This window comes from Nocardiopsis flavescens (assembly GCF_900141985.1).
Taxonomy (GTDB): Bacteria; Actinomycetota; Actinomycetes; order Streptosporangiales; family Streptosporangiaceae; genus Nocardiopsis; species Nocardiopsis flavescens.
This window is the reverse complement of the sequence record NZ_FQZK01000005.1, coordinates 150,387-167,957: the sequence shown is the minus strand read 5'-3', so window position 1 is coordinate 167,957 and position 17,571 is coordinate 150,387. Positions and strand designations below refer to the sequence as shown.

Here is a 17,571-nt window from a genome sequence, read left to right as displayed (position 1 = left end):
CGGGCCTACCTTTCGGGTACCGGACGGGGGCGCGGGATCGACCGGGCGATCAGGGAGCGGGCGAGGGCGGGCACCGCGGCGGCGAGCTTGCGGGTGTCGGAGACCCGGTGGCGGGTGCTCCACACGTCGTACCCCGCGGCGGAGATCTCGTCCAGGATGGCGCGGTAGAGCCGGAAGGCGGTGGCGACACACGGGCGTGCCACCGGGTCGAGCATCGCGATCCCCGGCTCGGCCTCCCGGTAGAAGCCCTGGTTCACCTCGACCAGGGCCGCCACGGCCCGGCGGGCGCGCGGGTCGGGGCGGCGGGTCCGGGCGCAGTGCTCCAGCAGCTCCCGGTCCACCCCGTGCGCGTCCAGCACGTCGGCGGGCAGGTACACCCGCCCCCGGGCGAGGTCCTCCGCGGTGTCGCGCAGGAAGTTGGTGAGCTGGAACGCCTCGCCCAGGGCCGCCGCCGGGCGCTCGGCCTCCCCCGGCGGGACGACGGTGCCCAGCACCGGCAGCACCTGGAGGCCGATGACGGCCGCCGACCCGTACATGTACTCGCGCAGGTGGTCGAGGTCGCGGTAGTCGGCGACCTCCAGGTCCATGCGCATGGAGCGCATGAACGCGGTGAAGTGCCCGGCGGGCAGCCGGTACCGCCGCACGGTGTGCGCGAGGGCGCTCAGGACGGGCTCGCCGGGCTCGCCGCCCTCCAGGGTCCGGACCAGGTCGGCGTCGACCGCGTCCAGGCGGGCCGCCCGGTCGGCGGCGGCCCCCGGCGCGGGCTCGTCGACGATGTCGTCGACCCAGCGGGCGAACCCGTAGAGGGCGTGCACGCCCGGCCTGCGGTCCGGCGGCAGGACCCGGGTGGCGGTGAAGTAGGTGCGCCCGTGGCGGGCGTGCAGCTCCCGGCAGCGCAGGTAGGCGCTGCGCAGCGGCGGCGGGGTGATCCCCGCGGCGTCGAGTTCGGCGTTGGCGGTCCTCATCGTCCCCCCGTCCGCGCCACCACGCGGGCGGCGGCGAGCTTCCCCGAGATCAGCACGGTCGGCAGCCCGACCCCGGGCGTGGTGCCGCACCCGGCCAGGGCGACGTTGGCGAGGCCGGGCACGGTGTTGCGGGGCCGGAACGGCCCCGTCTGCGAGAAGGTGTGGGCGAGCGAGAACGGGGTCCCCCGTGCCAGCCCCTGGCGGGCCCAGTCCGCCGGGGTCACCAGGTGCTCGGCCCGGACGGCCGCGTCCAGGCCGGTCAGCCCCCGCTCCTCCAGGGTGGCCACCAGGCGGTCGCGGTAGCGCGGCCCCTCGGCGTCCCAGTCGATGTCCCCCGCGGCCAGGTTGGGAGCGGGTGCGAGCACGTAGAGGGTCTGGTGGCCCTCCGGGGCGAGCGAGGGGTCGGTGTGCGTGGGCCGGGTGACCAGCAGGGAGGGGTCGCTCATCGTGCGGCCCTGGCGGATGACCTCGTCGAAGGTCCGGTCCCAGGCCTTCCCGAAGGAGATCGTGTGGTGCTCCAGGTGGTCCCAGCCCCGGTCCACACCCAGGTGCAGGACCACCGCGGACGGGGAGTGGCGGAGCGGCACCGCGCGGCGCGGCGCGCCGCCGAGCAGCCGGTACGCCGCGGGCAGGTCCGCGGTGACCACGGCCTGGTCGCAGGGGAACCGCTCCCCCGAGGCGGTGACGGCGGCCGTGACCCGGTCCCCGGCGCGCTCCAGGGACGTGACGGCGTCGCCGTACCGGAACGCGACGCCCGCCTTGGCCGCCGCGGCGGCCAGGGCGTCGCCGAGCGCGCGCATCCCCCCGCGGGGGAAGTACACGCCGGCGATGGTGTCCATGTAGGAGATGACCGCGTAGGCGGCCAGGGCGCGGCGCGGCGCCACCCCGGCGTACAGGGCCTGGAACGAGAAGATCCGCCGCAGGCGCTCGTCGCGCACGCGGCGTCCGACGGCGGCGGAGAGCCGCCCGAACCCGCCCAGCGCGGCCAGCCGCACCAGGTCCGGTCCGGCCAGGTCCAGCGGCGAGTCGAACTGGGCGTCGATGAACGTGCCCATCTCCGCCCGGTACAGCCGGGTCAGCCAGTCGCGCAGCCGCAGGTAGCCGTCGGCCTCGCGCTCGCCCGCCGCGCGGGCGACCTCTGCGGCCATGGCCTCGGCGTCGGTATGGACGTCGATGGTGGAGCCGTCGGCGAAGGCGGCCCGGTAGGCGGGGTGCAGCGGGACCAGGTCGAGGCGGTCGGCGACGGTCTCGCCGACCGCGGCCAGGGCCTCGTCCAGGAGTTCGGGCATGGTCAGGACGGTGGGGCCGGTGTCGAACCGGTAGTCCCCGATGTCCAGGCGCCCGGCCCGGCCGCCCGGGTGCTCGTCGCGCTCCAGGACCGTGACCTCCCGTCCGGCCCCGGCGAGGTGCAGGGCGCAGGCCAGCCCGGACAGGCCGGCCCCTACGATGACGACCCGGCCCCGGCCCGCCGGGGTGCGGCCGCTCATACGCCCTCCCCGATGCGGCGGGCCAGGTCGGCGAGGTGGGTGTGCACCGGTTCAGGCAGCTCCACCCCGTCCAGGTGGGCGGCCCCGCGGGCGGCCAGCCCGCGGCAGTGCTCCCGGACCCGGTCGGCGGCCCCCAGCCGCTCCAGGGCGGCGGCCGCCTCCGCGGTGTCGGCCCCCGAGCCGACGCGTTCCAGCAGTTCCAGGGCCTGTGCGTCGCCCTCCTCCCGGGCGATGCGGGTGCCCAGCGCCAGCAGCAGGGTGGTCTTGCCCTCGCGGAGGTCGTCCCCCACGGGTTTGCCCGTGGCCCGGCTGTCGCCGTAGGCGCCGGCGAGGTCGTCGGCGAACTGGAAGGCGACCCCGACGTCCCGGCCGTAGGAGCGCAGGGCCTCGATGACCGCAGGCGGCGCCCCGGCCATGGCGGCCCCCAGGTGGAGCGGGCGCTCCACGGTGTAGGAGGCGGTCTTGAGCAGGTCGATGCGCAGCGCCAGCGACTCCGAGCGCGACCGCGTCGCCTGGCCGCGCACGTCGAGGAACTGGCCGGCGATCATCTCCGTGCGCATCTCCCTCCAGACCTCGCGCCCCTCCTCCGGGCGCGGGACCCCGGGCAGGGCGCCGGAGAGCATGTCGTCGGCCCAGGCGAGGGCGAGGTCGCCGACCAGCACCGCGAGGGACTCGCCGTAGCGCCTGTCCTCCCCGGACCAGCCGTGCTCCCGGTGCTCGGCCTCGTGGACCCGGTGGACGCACGGCACGCCCCTGCGGGTCTGCGAGCCGTCCATGACGTCGTCGTGCACCAGGGCACAGGTCTGGAGGAGCTCCAGCGAGGCGCAGGCGGCCAGGGCGTGCTGGGCGACGGGACCGGACACGGGCCCGCCGCCGGCGCGCCAGCCCCACCAGGCCAGTGCCGACCGAAGGCGCTTGCCCCCGGCCAGGGTGAAGGCGACGGTCTGGGCGGCGGTGCCGGCGGCGAACTCGGCGTCGGTCGCCTCGACCCGGCGCAGGCGGCGGTGCAGGTGGTCGCGGAGCACCTGGTCGAGAACCGCCCGGGGATCACCGTGCACGTGGTGGATCCGGAGCGGAACCGGCTCGTTCAGAACGGGTTCGATGTCTGCCTCCCCTGGACTGTTCATGTCACCGCCAATAATCTCGGAAACCATGAATCTCGGCAACCAAACTATTTTTCCGGTGCCCGAGACCCTCTCCCGGACCGGCGAGATGGAGTGTCCCGGCGTCGTAGACTCGGAGTGACCCAAGGCCGAGCCCCGGGGAGAGAGGAACAGTGGGCAACGTGTCGACCACCTCCCCCACCGAGCCCGAAGGAATCACGAGGTTCGGTCACTACCAGTCCCTGCAGAACGACGGGCAGATGCTCGCCGTGCGGCTCATCAAGCTCCTGCACCGGATGGCCGACCGCTCCGGGATGAATCCCACCGACTTCCAGTGCTACACACTGTTGCGCGTGGCGGGCACGATGACACCCGGAGAGATAGCCGCGAGTTTGTGTCTTTCCACCGGATCGGTGACCGGCGTGATCGACCGGATGGAGGCCCACGGGCTGGTCGAGCGCACCCGGCACCCCGAGGACCGGCGCAAGGTCGCCGTGCGCCTCACCGAGGGCGCCGACGGGATCAACGCCGCGTTCGCCCCCGGGATGCGGCGCGCCATGACGGAGCTGCACGACGGCTACTCGTCCGAGGAGCTGTCCGTCATCGTCGACTGGCTGGGACGAGTGGGCCGCACCCTGGACCACCTGTCCGAAAAGCCCTAAAGAGCACTTTTCTCCGCTTTAAGGCGGATTAGTCCGGACACGCCGCAGCCGCGCGGCTCCCCGTGCGCGCCGGTCCGGGCTCCTAGGATGCCGCCAGACCTGCTCGACGCCCGTGGCGCGGTCCGTTCCCCGCGCCCGGCCGACACTCCGCCCGGGAGGATCCCCCCGACCTTCCGAGGTCGGAAAGGAATCGTCATCCCGACCCTGCGCGCCTACATCAGAGAACACACCAACCCGGCGGTCTTCACGGTCTCCGGACTCGTCATCCTCGCCTTCGTGGTCCTGGGCATCGCGTTCACCGATCCCCTGCTGGAGGCCGCCACGGCCACCCGGGACTGGATCGGCGTCAACCTGGGCTGGCTGTACGTGCTCGCCACCACGTTCTTCCTCGCGCTGGCGCTGTTCCTCATGTTCAGCAAGTTCGGGAGCGTCCGGCTGGGCCCCGACGACTCCCGCCCCGAGTTCGGGACCGTCGCCTGGTTCGCGATGCTCTTCACCACCGGCATGGGCATCGGCCTCGTGTTCTGGGGCGTCTCCGAGCCCATCCACCACCTGCACTGGCCGCGCTCCGTCGAGCACCTGCCCGCCGAGGGCGAGCCGCCCTCCGTGGCCGCGGCGGGCGAGGCCATGGCGCTGAGCTTCTTCCACTGGAGCTTCCACCCCTGGGCGATCTACATCGCCCTGGGGATGTCCCTGGGCTACTTCACGTACCGCAAGGGGCTGCCGCTGCGCCCCGCCTCCGCGCTGTACCCGCTGCTCGGGGACCGGGCGTTCGGCTGGCCCGGCAACCTGGTGGACATCCTCGCCGTGTTCGGCACCATCTTCGGCCTGGCCACCTCCCTGGGCCTGGGGACCCTCCAGATCAGCGGCGGCCTCCAGCACGTCTTCGGCATCGAGTCCAACGCGTTCGTCCACTCGGTGCTCATCGTCGTCATCACCGCCGTGGCGCTGCTCAGCGTCCTGGCCGGGATCGACAAGGGCATCCGCCGCCTCTCGGTGATCAACCTCTGGCTGGCGGCCGTGCTGCTGCTCATCATCTTCCTGCTCGGCCCCAAGCTGTGGATGGTCAGCGTCACCACCACCGGCCTCGGGGACTACCTGGCCAACCTCGTACCGTGGAGCCTGTCCTTCCCCAGCCCGCTCATGGACGAGCAGGCCGCGAGCTGGACCACCACCTGGAGCATCTTCTACTGGGGCTGGTGGATCTCCTGGGCGCCGTTCGTCGGCATCTTCCTGGCCCGGGTCTCCTACGGGCGCACCATCCGCGAGTTCGTGATCGGGGCGCTCTTCGCCCCGGTGCTGGTCTCGGTGCTGTGGTTCGGGGTGTTCGGCGGCTCGGGCCTGTACTACGACCTCTTCGAGGGCGGCGGCTTCAACGCCCTGGAGGAGGAGGACCGGGCGTTCCGGCTGATCGAGATGCTGCCGATCGGTCCGGTCGTCGGGATGATCATCTCCGTGCTGCTGATCATCGTGGTGGCGGTCTTCTTCATCACCTCCTCCGACTCGGGGTCCCTCGTGGTCGACATGCTCACCAACGGCGGAGACCCCAACCCGGTCAAGGTCCAGCGGGCCTTCTGGGCGATCAGCGAGGGCGCCGTCACCCTGGTGCTGCTGGTCCTGGGCGGGGCGGACGCCCTCGCCGCACTCCAGGCGGCGGCGGTGGTCACGGGCCTGCCGTTCGCGGTGATCCTGCTGTTCATGTGCTGGGGGCTGGCCAGGGCCCTCAAGGACGAACGAGCGCCCGGGCGCGGGCCCAAGGTCGTACGCGATCCCGAGGAGCAGATGCCGTCCTACCGCCCGCCCGGCGAGCGTCCCGGGCACTGACAGGAAGAGGCACCGCGATGTCCCCGAAGAAGTTCAGCAACCCGTTCCACGGAGTCGTGGACATGATCACCGAGATGAACCGGGTCTCCGACGCCATGTCGTCGATCGAGACCGGGCAGGCCGGGCACCGCGAGCGCGGGTACTCCGACGCCTGGAGCCCGCCCACCGACATCCTCGCGCGCGGGGAGGACCTGATCGTCCGCTGCGAGGTGGCCGGGGTGTACGAGGAGGACGTGTCCGTCAACCTCGTCCACGGGGTCCTCACCATCAGCGGGGAGCGCAGGCGCGACGAGGAGGGGAGCGTCGTCTACTACTCGTCGGAGCGGTTCATGGGCACCTTCCGCCGCGAGATCGCCCTGCCCGAGGGGGTGAACGAGCGCGACATCGAGGCCTCCTACGGGGAGGGCCTGCTGGAGGTGGTGGTCCGCGGGGCCGCCACCGCCGCCGCGCCCAAGGCGATCTCCGTGCGCAGGCGCAAGCGCGGCTCCTGAGGCCGGGCGGCGGCGCACCCGTGCGCCGCCGCCCGGAACCGGCGGGAACCGAACGCCCCCGCCGCACGACTCCGAATACCGAGGGCCGTCTCCGGCACGGCCCCCGTATCGGAGGAACGATGCAGCACACCCGTACAGCCCGTGGCACCCTGCCGATCGCGGCCCTGCTCGGCCTCGCGCTCACCGCCTGCGGAACCGGAGCGGGCGCCGACGCGCCCGAGGGCGCGTCCGCCGAGTCCGCGCCGCCCTCCCCCGCGGCCGAGCAGGCCGAGGCGTTCTCCATCACCGACCCCTGGATCAAGGCGGTCACCGCCGAGGAGGGCATGACCGCCGTCTTCGGGGAGGTCGCCAACGGCTCCGACTCCGAGATCGTCATCGTGGCGGCCGAGTACCCGGACGCCGAGATGGTCGAGCTGCACGAGGTCGTCACCGAGGGCGCCGACGCCACCATGCGCGAGATCGACGGCGGTTTCCCCGTCGAGGCCGGGGGCACCCGCCTCCTGGAGCCGGGCGGCGACCACATCATGCTCATGGGCCTCACCGCGGACGTGGAGCCGGGGGCGGAGGCCACCGTCACCGTGGAGTTCGCCGACGGCTCGACGGCGGAGTTCACCGCCCCGGTCAAGGAGTACGCGGGGGCCAACGAGGAGTACGAGGGCGACGGCCACGGCGGGGACGGCCACGGGGAGCACGAAGACGGCGGGGACCACTGATGGCGGGCCTCAGCAGACGGGGCCTGCTCCTGGGCGGGGCGGCGGCGGGGGCGGGCGCCGCCGCCGGGGCCGCGGGCGGCGTCCTCGCCGCCCGCTCCCCCGCCGCGGAGCCGCCGGCCGCCGCGCCCCTCAACGGGGAGCGGACCGTGCCCTTCCACGGTGCGCGCCAGGCCGGGGTGGAGACCCCGCCGCAGGCCCACGCCTGCTTCCTCGGCCTGGACCTGCGCGAGGGGGTGGACGCCGAGGGCGTGCGCCGGCTGATGCGGCTGCTCAGCGACGACGCCGCCCGGCTGTGCCGGGGCGAGCCCGCCCTCGCCGACACCGAGCCCGAGCTGGCCACCGTCCCGGCGGGGCTCACCGTGACGTTCGGGTTCGGCCCGGGGCTGGTGGAGCGGGTGGACCCCGCGGCCGTCCCCGGGTGGCTGCGACCGCTCCCGGAGTTCGACCACGACGACCTGGACCCGCGCTGGGGCCAGGCCGACCTGGTCGTCCAGGTCTGCGCGGACGACCCCGTGACGGTGGCGCACGCGGTGCGGATGCTGGGCAAGGACGCGCGCGCCTTCACCGGGCCCCGCTGGACCCAGAGCGGGTTCCGGCGCGCCCACGGCTCCGAGGCCGACGGCACCACCATGCGCAACCTCATGGGCCAGGTGGACGGGACGGTCAACCCCCGGCCCGGGACCGGCGACTTCGACCACCTGGTGTGGCGGGAGGAGGGGCCGCCCTGGCTGGCCGGGGGCACCGGTCTGGTGCTGCGGCGCATCGCCACCCACCTGGACACCTGGGACGAGTTGGACCGGCCCGCCCGGGAGGCCGTGATCGGCCGCCGCCTGTCCGACGGGGCGCCGCTGACCGGCGGCGGCGAGCACGCGGAGGCCGACCTGGACGCCACCGACTCCTCCGGCCTGACGGTGGTCCCGGCGTTCGCGCACGTGCGCCGCGCCCGCACCGGCGATCCGGACGAGCGGATCTTCAGGAGGGGCTACAACTACGACCTGCGCGACCACGGGGCGGCCGAGGCCGGGCTGCTGTTCGCCGCGTTCCAGGCCGACCCGGTACGCCAGTTCGTGCCCCTCCAACGGCGGCTGGACGAGCTGGACCTGCTCAACGAGTGGGTCACCGCGGTCGGCTCGGCGGTGTTCGCCGTCCCGCCGGGGTGCGCCGAGGGCGACTACGTCGGCAGGACGCTCCTCGAACCCTGACCCGGAGCGGGCGGACCGCCGCCCGTGCGCGCCGCGGGCCCGCGCCCCGGAAGGGGGCGCGGGCCCGGCGGTCCGCGGCGGCCCGGATCAGAAGGTGCGGCCCTCGTCGTAGGGGCCGATGACCGCCAGCGCCTGCGGTCGCGACAGCAGCTCGGCGGCGACCTCGGCGACCTGGCCGCCGGTCACCGCGTCGAACCGGGCCAGGTCCTCGTCGATGGAGGAGTGGCGCGGGTGGTTCAGCTCGTGCCCCAGCAGGCGGCCCATCCGGGCGTTGGTGCCCTCGCTGCCCAGGACCAGGGAGCCCTGGATCTGCCCCTTCGCCCGGCGCAGCTCCTCGTCGGTGATCCCCGACGCCGCCACCTTGGCCAGCTCCTCGCGGCACACGCCGATGACCTCGTCGGCCTTCTCCGGCAGGCACCCCGCATAGATCTGGAAGGCACCGGTGTCGGCGTAGCCCGTGTGGTAGGCGTGGACCGCGTAGGCCAGGCCGCGCTTCTCGCGCACCTCCTGGAACAGGCGCGAGGACATGCCCCCGCCCAGGGCGGCGCTGAGCAGCCGCAGCGCGTGCCAGCGCGGGTCGGTGCGCATGATGCCCTCCGACCCCAGGATGATGTGCGCCTGCTCGGTGTCGCGCGACTGCACCACCTGGCCGCCGGCGGTGGCGACCGGGCCGCCGCCGATGCGGGGCCGGGCCGGGCGGGCGTCGCCCGCGGCGGCCAGCCGCTCGGCGAACATCTCCCGGACCTGCTCCACGACCCGGTCGTGGTCCAGGCTCCCCGCCGCCGTGACGATCAGCTCCGAGGGGACGTAGGCGTCCCGGTACTGCTCGGCGATCCGCTCGCGGGGCAGTGCCTTGATGGTGTCGATGGTGCCCAGGATCGGCCGCCCCAGCGGCGTGTCGCCGAAGAAGTGCGCCGCGAAGACGTCGTCCACCAGGTCGGCGGGCTCGTCCTCGTACATGGCGATCTCCTCCAGGATCACCCCGCGCTCGGTCTCCACCTCCCCCGCGTCCAGTACCGAGTTCGCGACCATGTCGCCGACCACGTCGATCGCCAGCGGCAGGTCCCGGTCGAGCACCTTGGCGTAGTAGCAGGTGTGCTCCTTGGTGGTGTACGCGTTGTGGTCGGCGCCCACCCCGTCCAGCAGCGCGGAGATCTCCAGCGCCGACCGGGTCCGGGTCCCCTTGAACAGCAGGTGCTCCAGGAAGTGCGCCGAGCCGGCGTGCGCGGCGTCCTCGTCGCGCGAGCCCGTGGTCGCCGAGATCCCGAACGCGGCGGAGCGCCCGCCCGCGATGTGCTCGGTGACCACGCGCAGGCCTCCGGGCAGCACGGTCCGGCGTACCAGGCCGGAGCCGCCGTCCGGGTCCAGCAGGGTCACGGTCGTGCCCGGCTCCTGCTCGGCGGCGATGGGGACAGAACTCATGGATCCTTCTTCTTCGCGTCGGGTGCGGCGGGCTTACCCGCCCGAGGATACGCGGTGGGGGCGGCCGCACCCACGGTGCGACCGCCCCCTCACGTGCTCAGAGCGGATCAGGTGTTCTCGGAGCGGCTGCTCGAACGGCGGCGGCGCCGGCGCGGGGCGCCCTCGCCGCCGTCCTTGTCGGCGTCGTCGTCCTCCGGCTCGGCCGGGGCCTCGTCGGCGGCGGCCGGGGCGGCCGGGGCGGACTCCGCCTCGACGACCTCGACCGGGACCAGCGACAGCTTGCCGCGGTCGTCGATCTCGCGGATCTCGACCTGGATCTTCTCGCCGATGCCGATCACGTCGTCGAGGTTCTCGATCCGCTTGCCGCCGTGCAGCTTGCGGATCTGCGAGATGTGCAGCAGGCCGTCCTTGCCGGGCAGCAGCGACACGAACGCGCCGAACGTCGTGGTCTTGACGACGGTGCCCAGGTAGCGGTCGCCGACCTCGGGCATCGTCGGGTTGGCGATCTGGTTGATCGTGTCGCGGGCGGCCTCGGCCGAGGGGCCGTCGGTGGCACCGATGTAGATGGTGCCGTCGTCCTCGATCGTGATCTCGGCGCCGGTCTCGTCCTGGATCGAGTTGATCATCTTGCCCTTGGGGCCGATGACCTCGCCGATCTTGTCGACGGGGACCTTGACGGTCAGGATGCGCGGGGCGTTCGGGCTCATCTCGGCCGGACGCTCGATGGCCTCCTGCATGACGTCGAGGATCGCCAGGCGCGCGCCGCGGGCCTGCTGGAGCGCGAGCGCCAGCTGCTCGGCGGGGATGCCGTCGAGCTTGGTGTCGAGCTGCAGGGCCGTGATGAGGTCACGGGTGCCGGCGACCTTGAAGTCCATGTCGCCGAACGCGTCCTCGGCGCCGAGGATGTCGGTGAGGGTGACGAACTCGTCGCCCTCGCTGATCAGCCCCATGGCGATGCCGGACACCATCTCCCGGAGCGGCACGCCGGCCGACAGCAGGGCCATGGTGGAGGCGCAGACCGAGCCCATCGAGGTGGAGCCGTTGGACCCCAGCGCCTCGGAGACCTGGCGGATCGCGTACGGGAACTCCTCGCGCGTGGGCAGGACCGGGAGCAGGGCGCGCTCGGCGAGGGCGCCGTGCCCGATCTCGCGCCGCTTGGGCGAGCCCACCCGGCCGGTCTCACCGGTGGAGTAGGGCGGGAAGTTGTAGTTGTGCATGTAGCGCTTGGTCTTCTCGGGGTTGAGAGTGTCGACCGTCTGCTCCATGCGCAGCATGTTCAGGGTGGTGACGCCCAGGATCTGGGTCTCACCGCGCTCGAAGAGCGCCGAGCCGTGGACGCGCGGCAGCACGCCGACGTCGGCGGACAGCGGGCGGATGTCCTTGGGGCCGCGGCCGTCGATGCGGACCTTGTCGCGCAGGACGCGCTCGCGCATGAGGTTCTTGGTGAGCGAGCGGAAGGCGGCGGAGACCTCCTTCTCGCGGCCCTCGAAGGCCTCGGCGACCTTCTCGGCCGCGACGGCCTTGACCTTGTCCAGCTCGGACTCGCGCTCCTGCTTGTCCGCGATGGTCAGCGCCTTGGACAGGTCCTCGCGCACGGCGGCCTCGACGGCCGAGTACGCGTCCTCCTCGTAGTCGAGGAAGATCGGGAACTCGCCCTCCTCGCGGCTGGTCTGGTCCGCGACGGCCTGCTGGGCACGGCACAGCACCTTGATGAAGGGCTTGGCGGCCTCCAGGCCCTCGGCCACCGTCTGCTCGTTGGGGCCGACGGCGCCCTCGGCGACCAGCTTGAGGGTGCGGACCGTGGACTCGGCCTCGACCATCATGATCGCGACGTCGCCGTCCTCCAGGACGCGGCCGGCGACGACCATGTCGAAGGTGGCGCCGTCGAGCTCGGAGTGGGTCGGGAAGCCGACCCACTGGCCGTCGATCAGGGCGACGCGCACGCCGCCGATCGGACCCGAGAAGGGCAGCCCGGCGATCTGGGTGGACATCGAGGCGGCGTTGATGGCCACGACGTCGTACAGGTGGTCCGGGTGCAGGGCCATGATCGTCTCGACGATCTGGATCTCGTTGCGCAGGCCCTTCCTGAACGACGGGCGCAGCGGCCGGTCGATCAGGCGGCAGGTGAGGATGGCGTCCTCGGAGGGACGGCCCTCGCGCCGGAAGAAGGAGCCGGGGATGCGGCCGGCCGCGTACATGCGCTCCTCGACGTCCACCGTCAGCGGGAAGAAGTCGAGGTTGTCCTTGGGGCGCTTCGAGGCGGTGGTGGCCGACAGGACGACGGTCTCGTCGTCCAGGTACACCGTCGCCGAACCGGCGGCCTGGCGGGCCAGGCGACCGGTCTCGAAGCGGATGGTACGGGTGCCGAACTTGCCGTTGTCGATGACGGCTTCGGCAGAGTAAACGCCCTCCATGGGCGACCTCCTACTACACGTGTTCGCGTTCGAATGCACCGGACCCGCTGGTCCGGCGTGTGGTTTCGTTCCCCGCGTCCGTGCCCCGGAGTTGATGACGGCCGGTCATCGATCGAAGCCCACGGGGTCCCGTGACGGGACCTTCCGGGAGCCACTACCGAGGACCGGCCCCGACTCTGCGGCCGAGGGAGTGTGGGCGCGGGTGGTCTCTGTTCGGTCAGGGTGCCGGGCGGGAGTGACCGCCGACACGTACACCCTACTAAGAAAGGGGGAGCGGCCGGAGCCGCTCCCCCCGACGTCCTAGCGGCGCAGGCCCAGGCGCTCGATCAGGGAGCGGTAGCGGGTGATGTCCTGCTTGGCGATGTACTTGAGGAGACGGCGGCGGCGGCCGACCATCAGGAGCAGGCCACGACGGCTGTGGTGGTCGTGCTTGTGGTCCTTGAGGTGCTCGGTGAGCTCGGTGATGCGGTGCGTGAGCAGCGCGACCTGGACCTCGGGGGAGCCGGTGTCACCCTCGCCGGTGGCGTACTCGGCGATGATCTTCTCTTTGGTGGCGGTGTCGATCGACACGTCGCTCCTTCTCTGCTGAATCGGCACGCAGGGAGAACCCGGACCGGGAGGGCTCGGGTTCAGACGCGGTGACCGCGCGTACGAACAGTCACCGTCGCGTGTGTCGCACGGCTCCCGCCGATGACGGGAGGGCATCGCGCTTCCCCTGGTCACGAGAGCGTGATCTCGCGCGGGGCACACGTGGACGACTCCACCCTACCGCAAACGCGGAGGCCCGGGGCGCGCACGGAGCGTGGGGACGGTCTCCCCCGGGCTCAGGAGACCCCCAGGACCACGCGGCAGCGCTCCACGTCGCGGCGCATCGCCACGATGAGGTCGTCGATGCCGTCGAACCGCTCCTGGCCGCGGATGCGCGCGGTGAAGTCCACCGTCATCCGCACTCCGTACAGCTCCAGGTCGTCACGGTCCAGGGCGTAGGCCTCCACGGTGCGCTCGGCGCCGTCGAAGGTGGGGTTGGTGCCCACCGAGACCGCGGCCGGCCAGCGCGACTCCCCCCGCGGGGACCGCTCCGCACGGCTCAGCCAGCCCGCGTACACGCCGTCCCCCGGGACGGCCGTGGCCGGGGCCAGGTCCATGTTGGCCGTGGGGAACCCCAGCAGCTCGCGACCGCGGGCCGCGCCGTGCACGATCTCACCCTCGACGCGGTGCGGACGGCCCAGCAGCCCCGCCGCCCCGGCCACGTCTCCCGCGGCCAGCAGGGCGCGCACCCGGGTGGAGGTGATCGTCTCGCCGTCGGCGACCAGCGCGACGCCGTCGACCGTGAAGCCGTGCTCCGCGCCCAGGCGGGCCAGCTCGGCCACGTCCCCGGCCGCGCGGTGGCCGAAGCGGAAGTCCTCGCCGACCACCACCGCCGCGGCGTGCAGCCGGTCCACCAGGAGGTCGCGCACGAACTCCTCGGGGGTGCGCCCCGACAGGTCCTTGGTGAAGGGCACCACGCACACGGCGTCCGCCCCGTACCCGCCGAGCAGGTCGATGCGCCGCTCCAGGGGCGTGAGCACCGCGGGCGGGGTGCCGCGCAGCACCGCCCCGGGGTGCGGGTCGAAGGTCACCACGACCACCGGCAGACCCAGGGCCCCGCCCCGCTCGACCGCGGTCTCCAGCAGGGCCCGGTGCCCCCGGTGCACGCCGTCGAAGACACCGACGGCCACGACGGACCGCCCCCATCCGGAGGGCACGCCCTCGGGCCCGTACCATCGCCGCACGTTCGACTCCCCTTCGCCGTTCGCCTTGGCGGAGGGCCCTTCGGCCCTCCCGCCCCAAGCCTGCCACGCCCCCCGGGCGTCCGCGGACGCGAACCCCCCGCGCCCGCCCCACGCCACCCTCGACAACCGTCACGCAAAGTATTACGATGTACTACGTTACCCGGTGTGAAACTGTGGATCCACTGGACCGAGCGCAGCGAAGCACACATCGCCCGCCATGACGTCGAGCCCTACGAGGTGGAGGAGACCGCCGAGGCCCCCTACCTCGCCTTCCCCGGGCGGGAGGGGTGCACGATCCTTCTCGGCAGAACACACGCGGGGCGGCACCTGACCGTCGTCATGGTCGAGGCGACCGACGAGCACCGTTCCTGGTACATCGTGACCGCGCGGGACATGACCCGGGCGGAGCGCCGACGATTCGAACGAAAGCACGGCTGACATGGACGCCAAGAGACTGGAAGAACTGGCCGATTACTACGACACCCATGACGTGGCCGACGAACTGGGCGAGGCCACCGGGCATCCGCCGGTCGCCCGCGACGATGTCATGATCGTGTCCTCGATCCGCCTGCCCAAAGCCACCATGGACCGGGTCAGGGAGGCCGCCCACCAGGAAGGCGTCAAGCCCACGGCGCTCATGCGGCGGTGGATAGAACGGCAGCTCGACCTGGCCGAGAGGGTCGCCGTCGAACGCGAGTCGGCTCAAGAGGAGCACCTGGCTCTCCTGCTGCGCTTGGCCGTGCGGCAGGAACTCCAGGACGCCGGGCTGCGCGGGGTGTGAAACCGGGTTGTGCGGTCGGGGAAGGGGTCGACAGGGGGCGGGGGGCTCGCTAGCCTGCCCGGATGCCGATGATCGACACGGGATCGACCCGACTCGCCTACGACGAGGCCGGCGACGGACCGGCCGTGGTGCTGCTGCACGCGGGACTCGCCGACCGGCGCATGTGGGACCACCAGTTCGCCGCCCTGTCCGCCGGGCACCGGGTGGTGCGCTACGACCGGCGCGGGATCGGCGGATCCGCCGACCACGAGGGGCCGGTCGAGCACCACCGGGACCTGCTGGACCTGATGGACGCCCTGGACATCGACCGGGCGGCCCTGGTGGGCGCGTCGTTCGGCGGCGCCCACGCCGTGGACGCCGCGCTGACCGCGCCCGGCCGGGTCGGCGCGCTGGCGCTGGTCTGCCCCGGGGTGTCCGGACACCGGTGGCCGCGGTCGTTCACCGACGCGGCGGCCGCCGCCGTGGGCCCCGCCGTACCCCCCGGCCGCATGGCCCGCTACCGGGCGGGCAACGCCGCCCCCGACCCCGCGGACGTGGCGGCGATGGCGCAGGCACAGGCGCGGTTCATGGTGGCGGGCCCCGGGCGCTCCCCGGACGACCTCCCACCGGAGGCCTGGGACCTGTCGCTGCTGATGCTGCGCGAGCTGTTCGCCCGCCTGTGGTCCTCCCCCGCCAACCGGCCGCGGTGGATCGACCCGCCCGCCAACGGGCTGCTGGCCAAAATCGGGGTGCCGACGCTGGTCGTCAAGGGCCTGTCCGACGTGCGGGAGGTCCAGGACGTCGCCGACCTGTACGCCGCCGGCGTCCCCGGGGCCCGGCTGCTGGAGCTGCCCGACACCGGCCACCTGCCCCCGCTGGAGCGCCCCGCCGAGTTCACCGCCGCCCTGGCCGGGTTCCTGGAGGAGGCGGCCGCGGGGTCCTGAGGGGTCCTCCCCCCGCTCCGGGCGGCACACCGGTCAGGCGGGCTCGAAAACCACCAGCGGCTTCATGTGGTCGCGGCGGTTCTCCGCCAGCGCGATCACCCGGCCGTCGGGGTCGAACAGGCCGATGGGCCCCCGCCCCTGGTCGGTGGGGTCGATCCGGTTCCCGTGCCGCACCCTGCGGGTCTCCTCCGCGGTGAGGGCGCGGGCGGGGAAGGCCGCGGCGACCGCCTCGGCCAGCGGGACCTGGGTGAACTCGGTCGCCAGCTGCTCCAGGGTGCGCGCCTGCTCCAGGCCGTAGGGCCCCACCCGGGTGCGGCGCAGCGCCGTGAGGTGGCCGCCGGTCCCCAGGGCCTCGCCCATGTCGCGGGCCAGGGAGCGGATGTAGGTTCCGCTGGAGCAGACGACGGAGGCGTCCACGTCCACGAACCCCCCGTCCGCGTCGGCGACCCGGCGGATGTCGGTCACCTCGAACGCGGCGACGGTGACCGGCCGCGCCTTCAGCTCGACCTCCTTGCCCTCCCGTGCCGACTTGTAGGCCCGCTTGCCGTCCACCTTGATGGCGCTGACCTGCGGCGGGACCTGCATGATCTCCCCGGTGAGCGCTCGCACCGCCGCGCGGACCGCCTCGTCCCCGACCCCGGAGGCGTCGGCCCGCACCCCCGGCCGGCCCTCGGCGTCGTCGGTGTCGGTGGTGAGCCCCAGCCGGATCGTGGCGTCGTACGCCTTCTCCGTGAGGGTGAGGTGGCCCAGGAGCTTGGTGCCCTTCTCGATCCCCAGCACCAGGACCCCGGTGGCCATCGGGTCCAGGGTGCCCGCGTGCCCGACCCGCCGCGTGCGGGCCAGCCCGCGGGTCTTGGCGACCACGTCGTGCGAGGTCCAGTCGGCGGGTTTGTCGATCACTACGACGCCGCTCTCGGCCATCGGTCTCCTCGGTCAGGGATGGGAAGGGGGGCGGGCGGGCGGCGCGGGGCCGCCGCCCGCCCCCCGGGTCGTCCGTTCGGGGAGGACGGGGAGGCTACTTCTCGTCCCCGTCGTCCTCGTCGTCCTCGATCTCGCGCGGGGCCTTGTAGGGGTCGGCCTCGCCCGCGGGGCTCGCGCCGGTGGCCCGCTCGGCCACCTCCGCGTCCGACCTGCGCGCCTGCACCAGCAGCTCCTCGATGTGCTGGGCGTTCTCCTGCACCTCGTCGATGACGAAGGTCAGGCTCGGCGTGTGGCGGATGCCGGTCTGCCTGCCCACCTCGCTGCGGATGAGGCCCTTGGCGCTCTCCAGCGCGGCGGCGGAGGCCGAGCGGTCCTCGGCGCTGCCGAACACCGTGTAGTACACCGTGGCGTCCCGCAGATCGGCCGTGATGCGCGCGTCGGTCACGGTGACGAATCCCAGGCGCGGGTCCTTGATCCGCCGGTCCAGCATCTCGGCGACGATGCGCTGGATGCGGTCGGCGATCTTGCGCGCGCGTGCGGCGTCAACCATCGTCAGTCTTCCTCTTCGTTGAAGAGCCGCTGCCTGGCGGACAGCAGCTCCAGTTCGGGGCGGCCCGCTACGAAGTTCTCGCAGGTGTCCATCTGCTCCCGGGCGTGGGCCGCGGTCGGGGCGACCACAGCGACACCGATCTTGGCGCGGCGGTACAGGTCGTGCTCCCCCACCTCGGAGACCGACACCGAGAACTTGCGGCGCAGCTCGGCGATGACCGGCCGCACCAGCGAACGCTTCTGTTTGAGCGAGTGGACGTCCCCGAGGAGGACGTCCAGGGTCAGCGCCCCAACGTACAAGTGATCACCTGTGGTGTTGTGAACCGTCAAAGGCGGGGCCCC

At 73.1% G+C, this 17,571-nt stretch carries 18 protein-coding genes; 8 read left to right on the top strand and 10 right to left on the bottom strand.

What is annotated here, in order from left to right:
• Positions 1-5 precede the first annotated feature (5 nt).
• Genes BUE45_RS11370 through BUE45_RS11360 form a run of 3 tightly spaced genes read right to left on the bottom strand, consistent with a single transcriptional unit; the run spans position 6 to position 3,579 of the window.
• Complete coding sequence (locus tag BUE45_RS11370) at positions 6-965, bottom strand: phytoene/squalene synthase family protein (RefSeq protein WP_073378595.1); 960 nt, start codon at positions 963-965, stop codon at positions 6-8.
• A complete protein-coding gene (crtI, locus tag BUE45_RS11365; RefSeq protein WP_073378593.1) occupies positions 962-2,452 on the bottom strand; it encodes a phytoene desaturase family protein in 1,491 nt (496 codons plus the stop codon). Before crtI ends, BUE45_RS11370 begins: the two co-directional genes overlap by 4 nt.
• The gene (locus tag BUE45_RS11360) at positions 2,449-3,579 is read right to left on the bottom strand and encodes a polyprenyl synthetase family protein (protein ID WP_143173331.1); all 1,131 of its coding nucleotides are present in this window, start codon (positions 3,577-3,579) and stop codon (positions 2,449-2,451) included. Before BUE45_RS11360 ends, crtI begins: the two co-directional genes overlap by 4 nt.
• A gap of 236 nt (positions 3,580-3,815) precedes the next feature.
• On the opposite strand from BUE45_RS11360, the gene BUE45_RS11355 reads away from it, so the two are divergent.
• The 5 genes from BUE45_RS11355 to BUE45_RS11335 all read left to right on the top strand — a co-directional run bounded on the left by BUE45_RS11355 (position 3,816) and on the right by BUE45_RS11335 (position 8,447).
• Positions 3,816-4,217 (top strand): MarR family winged helix-turn-helix transcriptional regulator, encoded by a 402-nt coding sequence (locus BUE45_RS11355; RefSeq protein WP_084737154.1) that lies wholly within the window; start codon positions 3,816-3,818, stop codon positions 4,215-4,217.
• 87 nt (positions 4,218-4,304) lie between these two features.
• A complete protein-coding gene (locus BUE45_RS11350) occupies positions 4,305-6,041 on the top strand; it encodes a BCCT family transporter (protein WP_084737131.1) in 1,737 nt (578 codons plus the stop codon).
• Positions 6,042-6,058: 17 nt separating this feature from the next.
• Positions 6,059-6,532 (top strand): Hsp20/alpha crystallin family protein, encoded by a 474-nt coding sequence (locus BUE45_RS11345; RefSeq protein ID WP_073378587.1) that lies wholly within the window; start codon positions 6,059-6,061, stop codon positions 6,530-6,532.
• A 119-nt stretch (positions 6,533-6,651) separates the two neighbouring features.
• Positions 6,652-7,245, top strand: a complete 594-nt coding sequence (locus BUE45_RS11340) for a copper chaperone PCu(A)C (RefSeq protein ID WP_073378586.1) — start codon at positions 6,652-6,654, stop codon at positions 7,243-7,245.
• Entirely contained in the window at positions 7,245-8,447 is a 1,203-nt protein-coding gene (locus BUE45_RS11335; protein WP_073378584.1) for a Dyp-type peroxidase, read from the top strand. Before BUE45_RS11340 ends, BUE45_RS11335 begins: the two co-directional genes overlap by 1 nt.
• Positions 8,448-8,534: 87 nt before the next feature.
• On the opposite strand, the gene BUE45_RS11330 is transcribed toward BUE45_RS11335, so the two are convergent.
• The 4 genes from BUE45_RS11330 to BUE45_RS11315 all read right to left on the bottom strand — a co-directional run bounded on the left by BUE45_RS11330 (position 8,535) and on the right by BUE45_RS11315 (position 14,055).
• Positions 8,535-9,869 carry a M16 family metallopeptidase gene (locus BUE45_RS11330; RefSeq protein ID WP_073378582.1) on the bottom strand — a complete coding sequence of 445 codons (1,335 nt, stop codon included), beginning with the start codon at positions 9,867-9,869 and terminating at the stop codon, positions 8,535-8,537.
• Between the two features lie 107 nt (positions 9,870-9,976).
• Positions 9,977-12,283 (bottom strand): polyribonucleotide nucleotidyltransferase, encoded by a 2,307-nt coding sequence (locus BUE45_RS11325; protein WP_073378580.1) that lies wholly within the window; start codon positions 12,281-12,283, stop codon positions 9,977-9,979.
• 300 nt (positions 12,284-12,583) lie between these two features.
• The gene (gene rpsO, locus BUE45_RS11320; RefSeq protein ID WP_019607976.1) at positions 12,584-12,853 is read right to left on the bottom strand and encodes a 30S ribosomal protein S15; all 270 of its coding nucleotides are present in this window, start codon (positions 12,851-12,853) and stop codon (positions 12,584-12,586) included.
• A gap of 254 nt (positions 12,854-13,107) precedes the next feature.
• Positions 13,108-14,055, bottom strand: a complete 948-nt coding sequence (locus BUE45_RS11315) for a bifunctional riboflavin kinase/FAD synthetase (protein ID WP_073378578.1) — start codon at positions 14,053-14,055, stop codon at positions 13,108-13,110.
• A 165-nt stretch (positions 14,056-14,220) separates the two neighbouring features.
• Here BUE45_RS11315 and BUE45_RS11310 point away from each other — a divergent pair, with 165 nt between their 5' ends.
• The 3 genes from BUE45_RS11310 (at position 14,221) to BUE45_RS11300 (ending at position 15,759) form a co-directional block, all read left to right on the top strand.
• Entirely contained in the window at positions 14,221-14,493 is a 273-nt protein-coding gene (locus BUE45_RS11310) for a BrnT family toxin (RefSeq protein ID WP_073378576.1), read from the top strand.
• A 1-nt stretch (position 14,494) separates the two neighbouring features.
• Complete coding sequence (locus tag BUE45_RS11305) at positions 14,495-14,836, top strand: hypothetical protein (RefSeq protein ID WP_073378574.1); 342 nt, start codon at positions 14,495-14,497, stop codon at positions 14,834-14,836.
• 62 nt (positions 14,837-14,898) lie between these two features.
• Positions 14,899-15,759, top strand: a complete 861-nt coding sequence (locus BUE45_RS11300) for an alpha/beta fold hydrolase (protein WP_073378572.1) — start codon at positions 14,899-14,901, stop codon at positions 15,757-15,759.
• A 33-nt stretch (positions 15,760-15,792) separates the two neighbouring features.
• Here BUE45_RS11300 and truB read toward each other — a convergent pair whose 3' ends face one another.
• From truB to BUE45_RS11285, 3 genes are all read right to left on the bottom strand, one after another.
• Complete coding sequence (gene truB, locus BUE45_RS11295; protein WP_073378569.1) at positions 15,793-16,680, bottom strand: tRNA pseudouridine(55) synthase TruB; 888 nt, start codon at positions 16,678-16,680, stop codon at positions 15,793-15,795.
• A 94-nt stretch (positions 16,681-16,774) separates the two neighbouring features.
• Entirely contained in the window at positions 16,775-17,230 is a 456-nt protein-coding gene (gene rbfA, locus BUE45_RS11290; RefSeq protein WP_073378567.1) for a 30S ribosome-binding factor RbfA, read from the bottom strand.
• 2 nt (positions 17,231-17,232) lie between these two features.
• Positions 17,233-17,529: a DUF503 domain-containing protein gene (locus tag BUE45_RS11285; protein WP_073378565.1), complete on the bottom strand. Its 297-nt coding sequence runs from the start codon at positions 17,527-17,529 to the stop codon at positions 17,233-17,235.
• Between the last annotated feature and the right edge of the window lie 42 nt (positions 17,530-17,571).

What these genes read in the sequence shown, in the direction of transcription:
- BUE45_RS11370 (WP_073378595.1), bottom strand. Translation starts at nt 965, where the DNA reads ATGAGGACCGCCAACGCCGAACTCGACGCCGCGGGGATCACCCCGCCG.
- crtI (WP_073378593.1), bottom strand. Translation starts at nt 2,452, where the DNA reads ATGAGCGGCCGCACCCCGGCGGGCCGGGGCCGGGTCGTCATCGTAGGG.
- BUE45_RS11360 (WP_143173331.1), bottom strand. Translation starts at nt 3,579, where the DNA reads ATGAACAGTCCAGGGGAGGCAGACATCGAACCCGTTCTGAACGAGCCG.
- BUE45_RS11355 (WP_084737154.1), top strand. Translation starts at nt 3,816, where the DNA reads ATGCTCGCCGTGCGGCTCATCAAGCTCCTGCACCGGATGGCCGACCGC.
- BUE45_RS11350 (WP_084737131.1), top strand. Translation starts at nt 4,305, where the DNA reads ATGCCGCCAGACCTGCTCGACGCCCGTGGCGCGGTCCGTTCCCCGCGC.
- BUE45_RS11345 (WP_073378587.1), top strand. Translation starts at nt 6,059, where the DNA reads ATGTCCCCGAAGAAGTTCAGCAACCCGTTCCACGGAGTCGTGGACATG.
- BUE45_RS11340 (WP_073378586.1), top strand. Translation starts at nt 6,652, where the DNA reads ATGCAGCACACCCGTACAGCCCGTGGCACCCTGCCGATCGCGGCCCTG.
- BUE45_RS11335 (WP_073378584.1), top strand. Translation starts at nt 7,245, where the DNA reads ATGGCGGGCCTCAGCAGACGGGGCCTGCTCCTGGGCGGGGCGGCGGCG.
- BUE45_RS11330 (WP_073378582.1), bottom strand. Translation starts at nt 9,869, where the DNA reads ATGAGTTCTGTCCCCATCGCCGCCGAGCAGGAGCCGGGCACGACCGTG.
- BUE45_RS11325 (WP_073378580.1), bottom strand. Translation starts at nt 12,283, where the DNA reads ATGGAGGGCGTTTACTCTGCCGAAGCCGTCATCGACAACGGCAAGTTC.
- BUE45_RS11305 (WP_073378574.1), top strand. Translation starts at nt 14,495, where the DNA reads ATGGACGCCAAGAGACTGGAAGAACTGGCCGATTACTACGACACCCAT.
- BUE45_RS11300 (WP_073378572.1), top strand. Translation starts at nt 14,899, where the DNA reads ATGCCGATGATCGACACGGGATCGACCCGACTCGCCTACGACGAGGCC.
- truB (WP_073378569.1), bottom strand. Translation starts at nt 16,680, where the DNA reads ATGGCCGAGAGCGGCGTCGTAGTGATCGACAAACCCGCCGACTGGACC.
- rbfA (WP_073378567.1), bottom strand. Translation starts at nt 17,230, where the DNA reads ATGGTTGACGCCGCACGCGCGCGCAAGATCGCCGACCGCATCCAGCGC.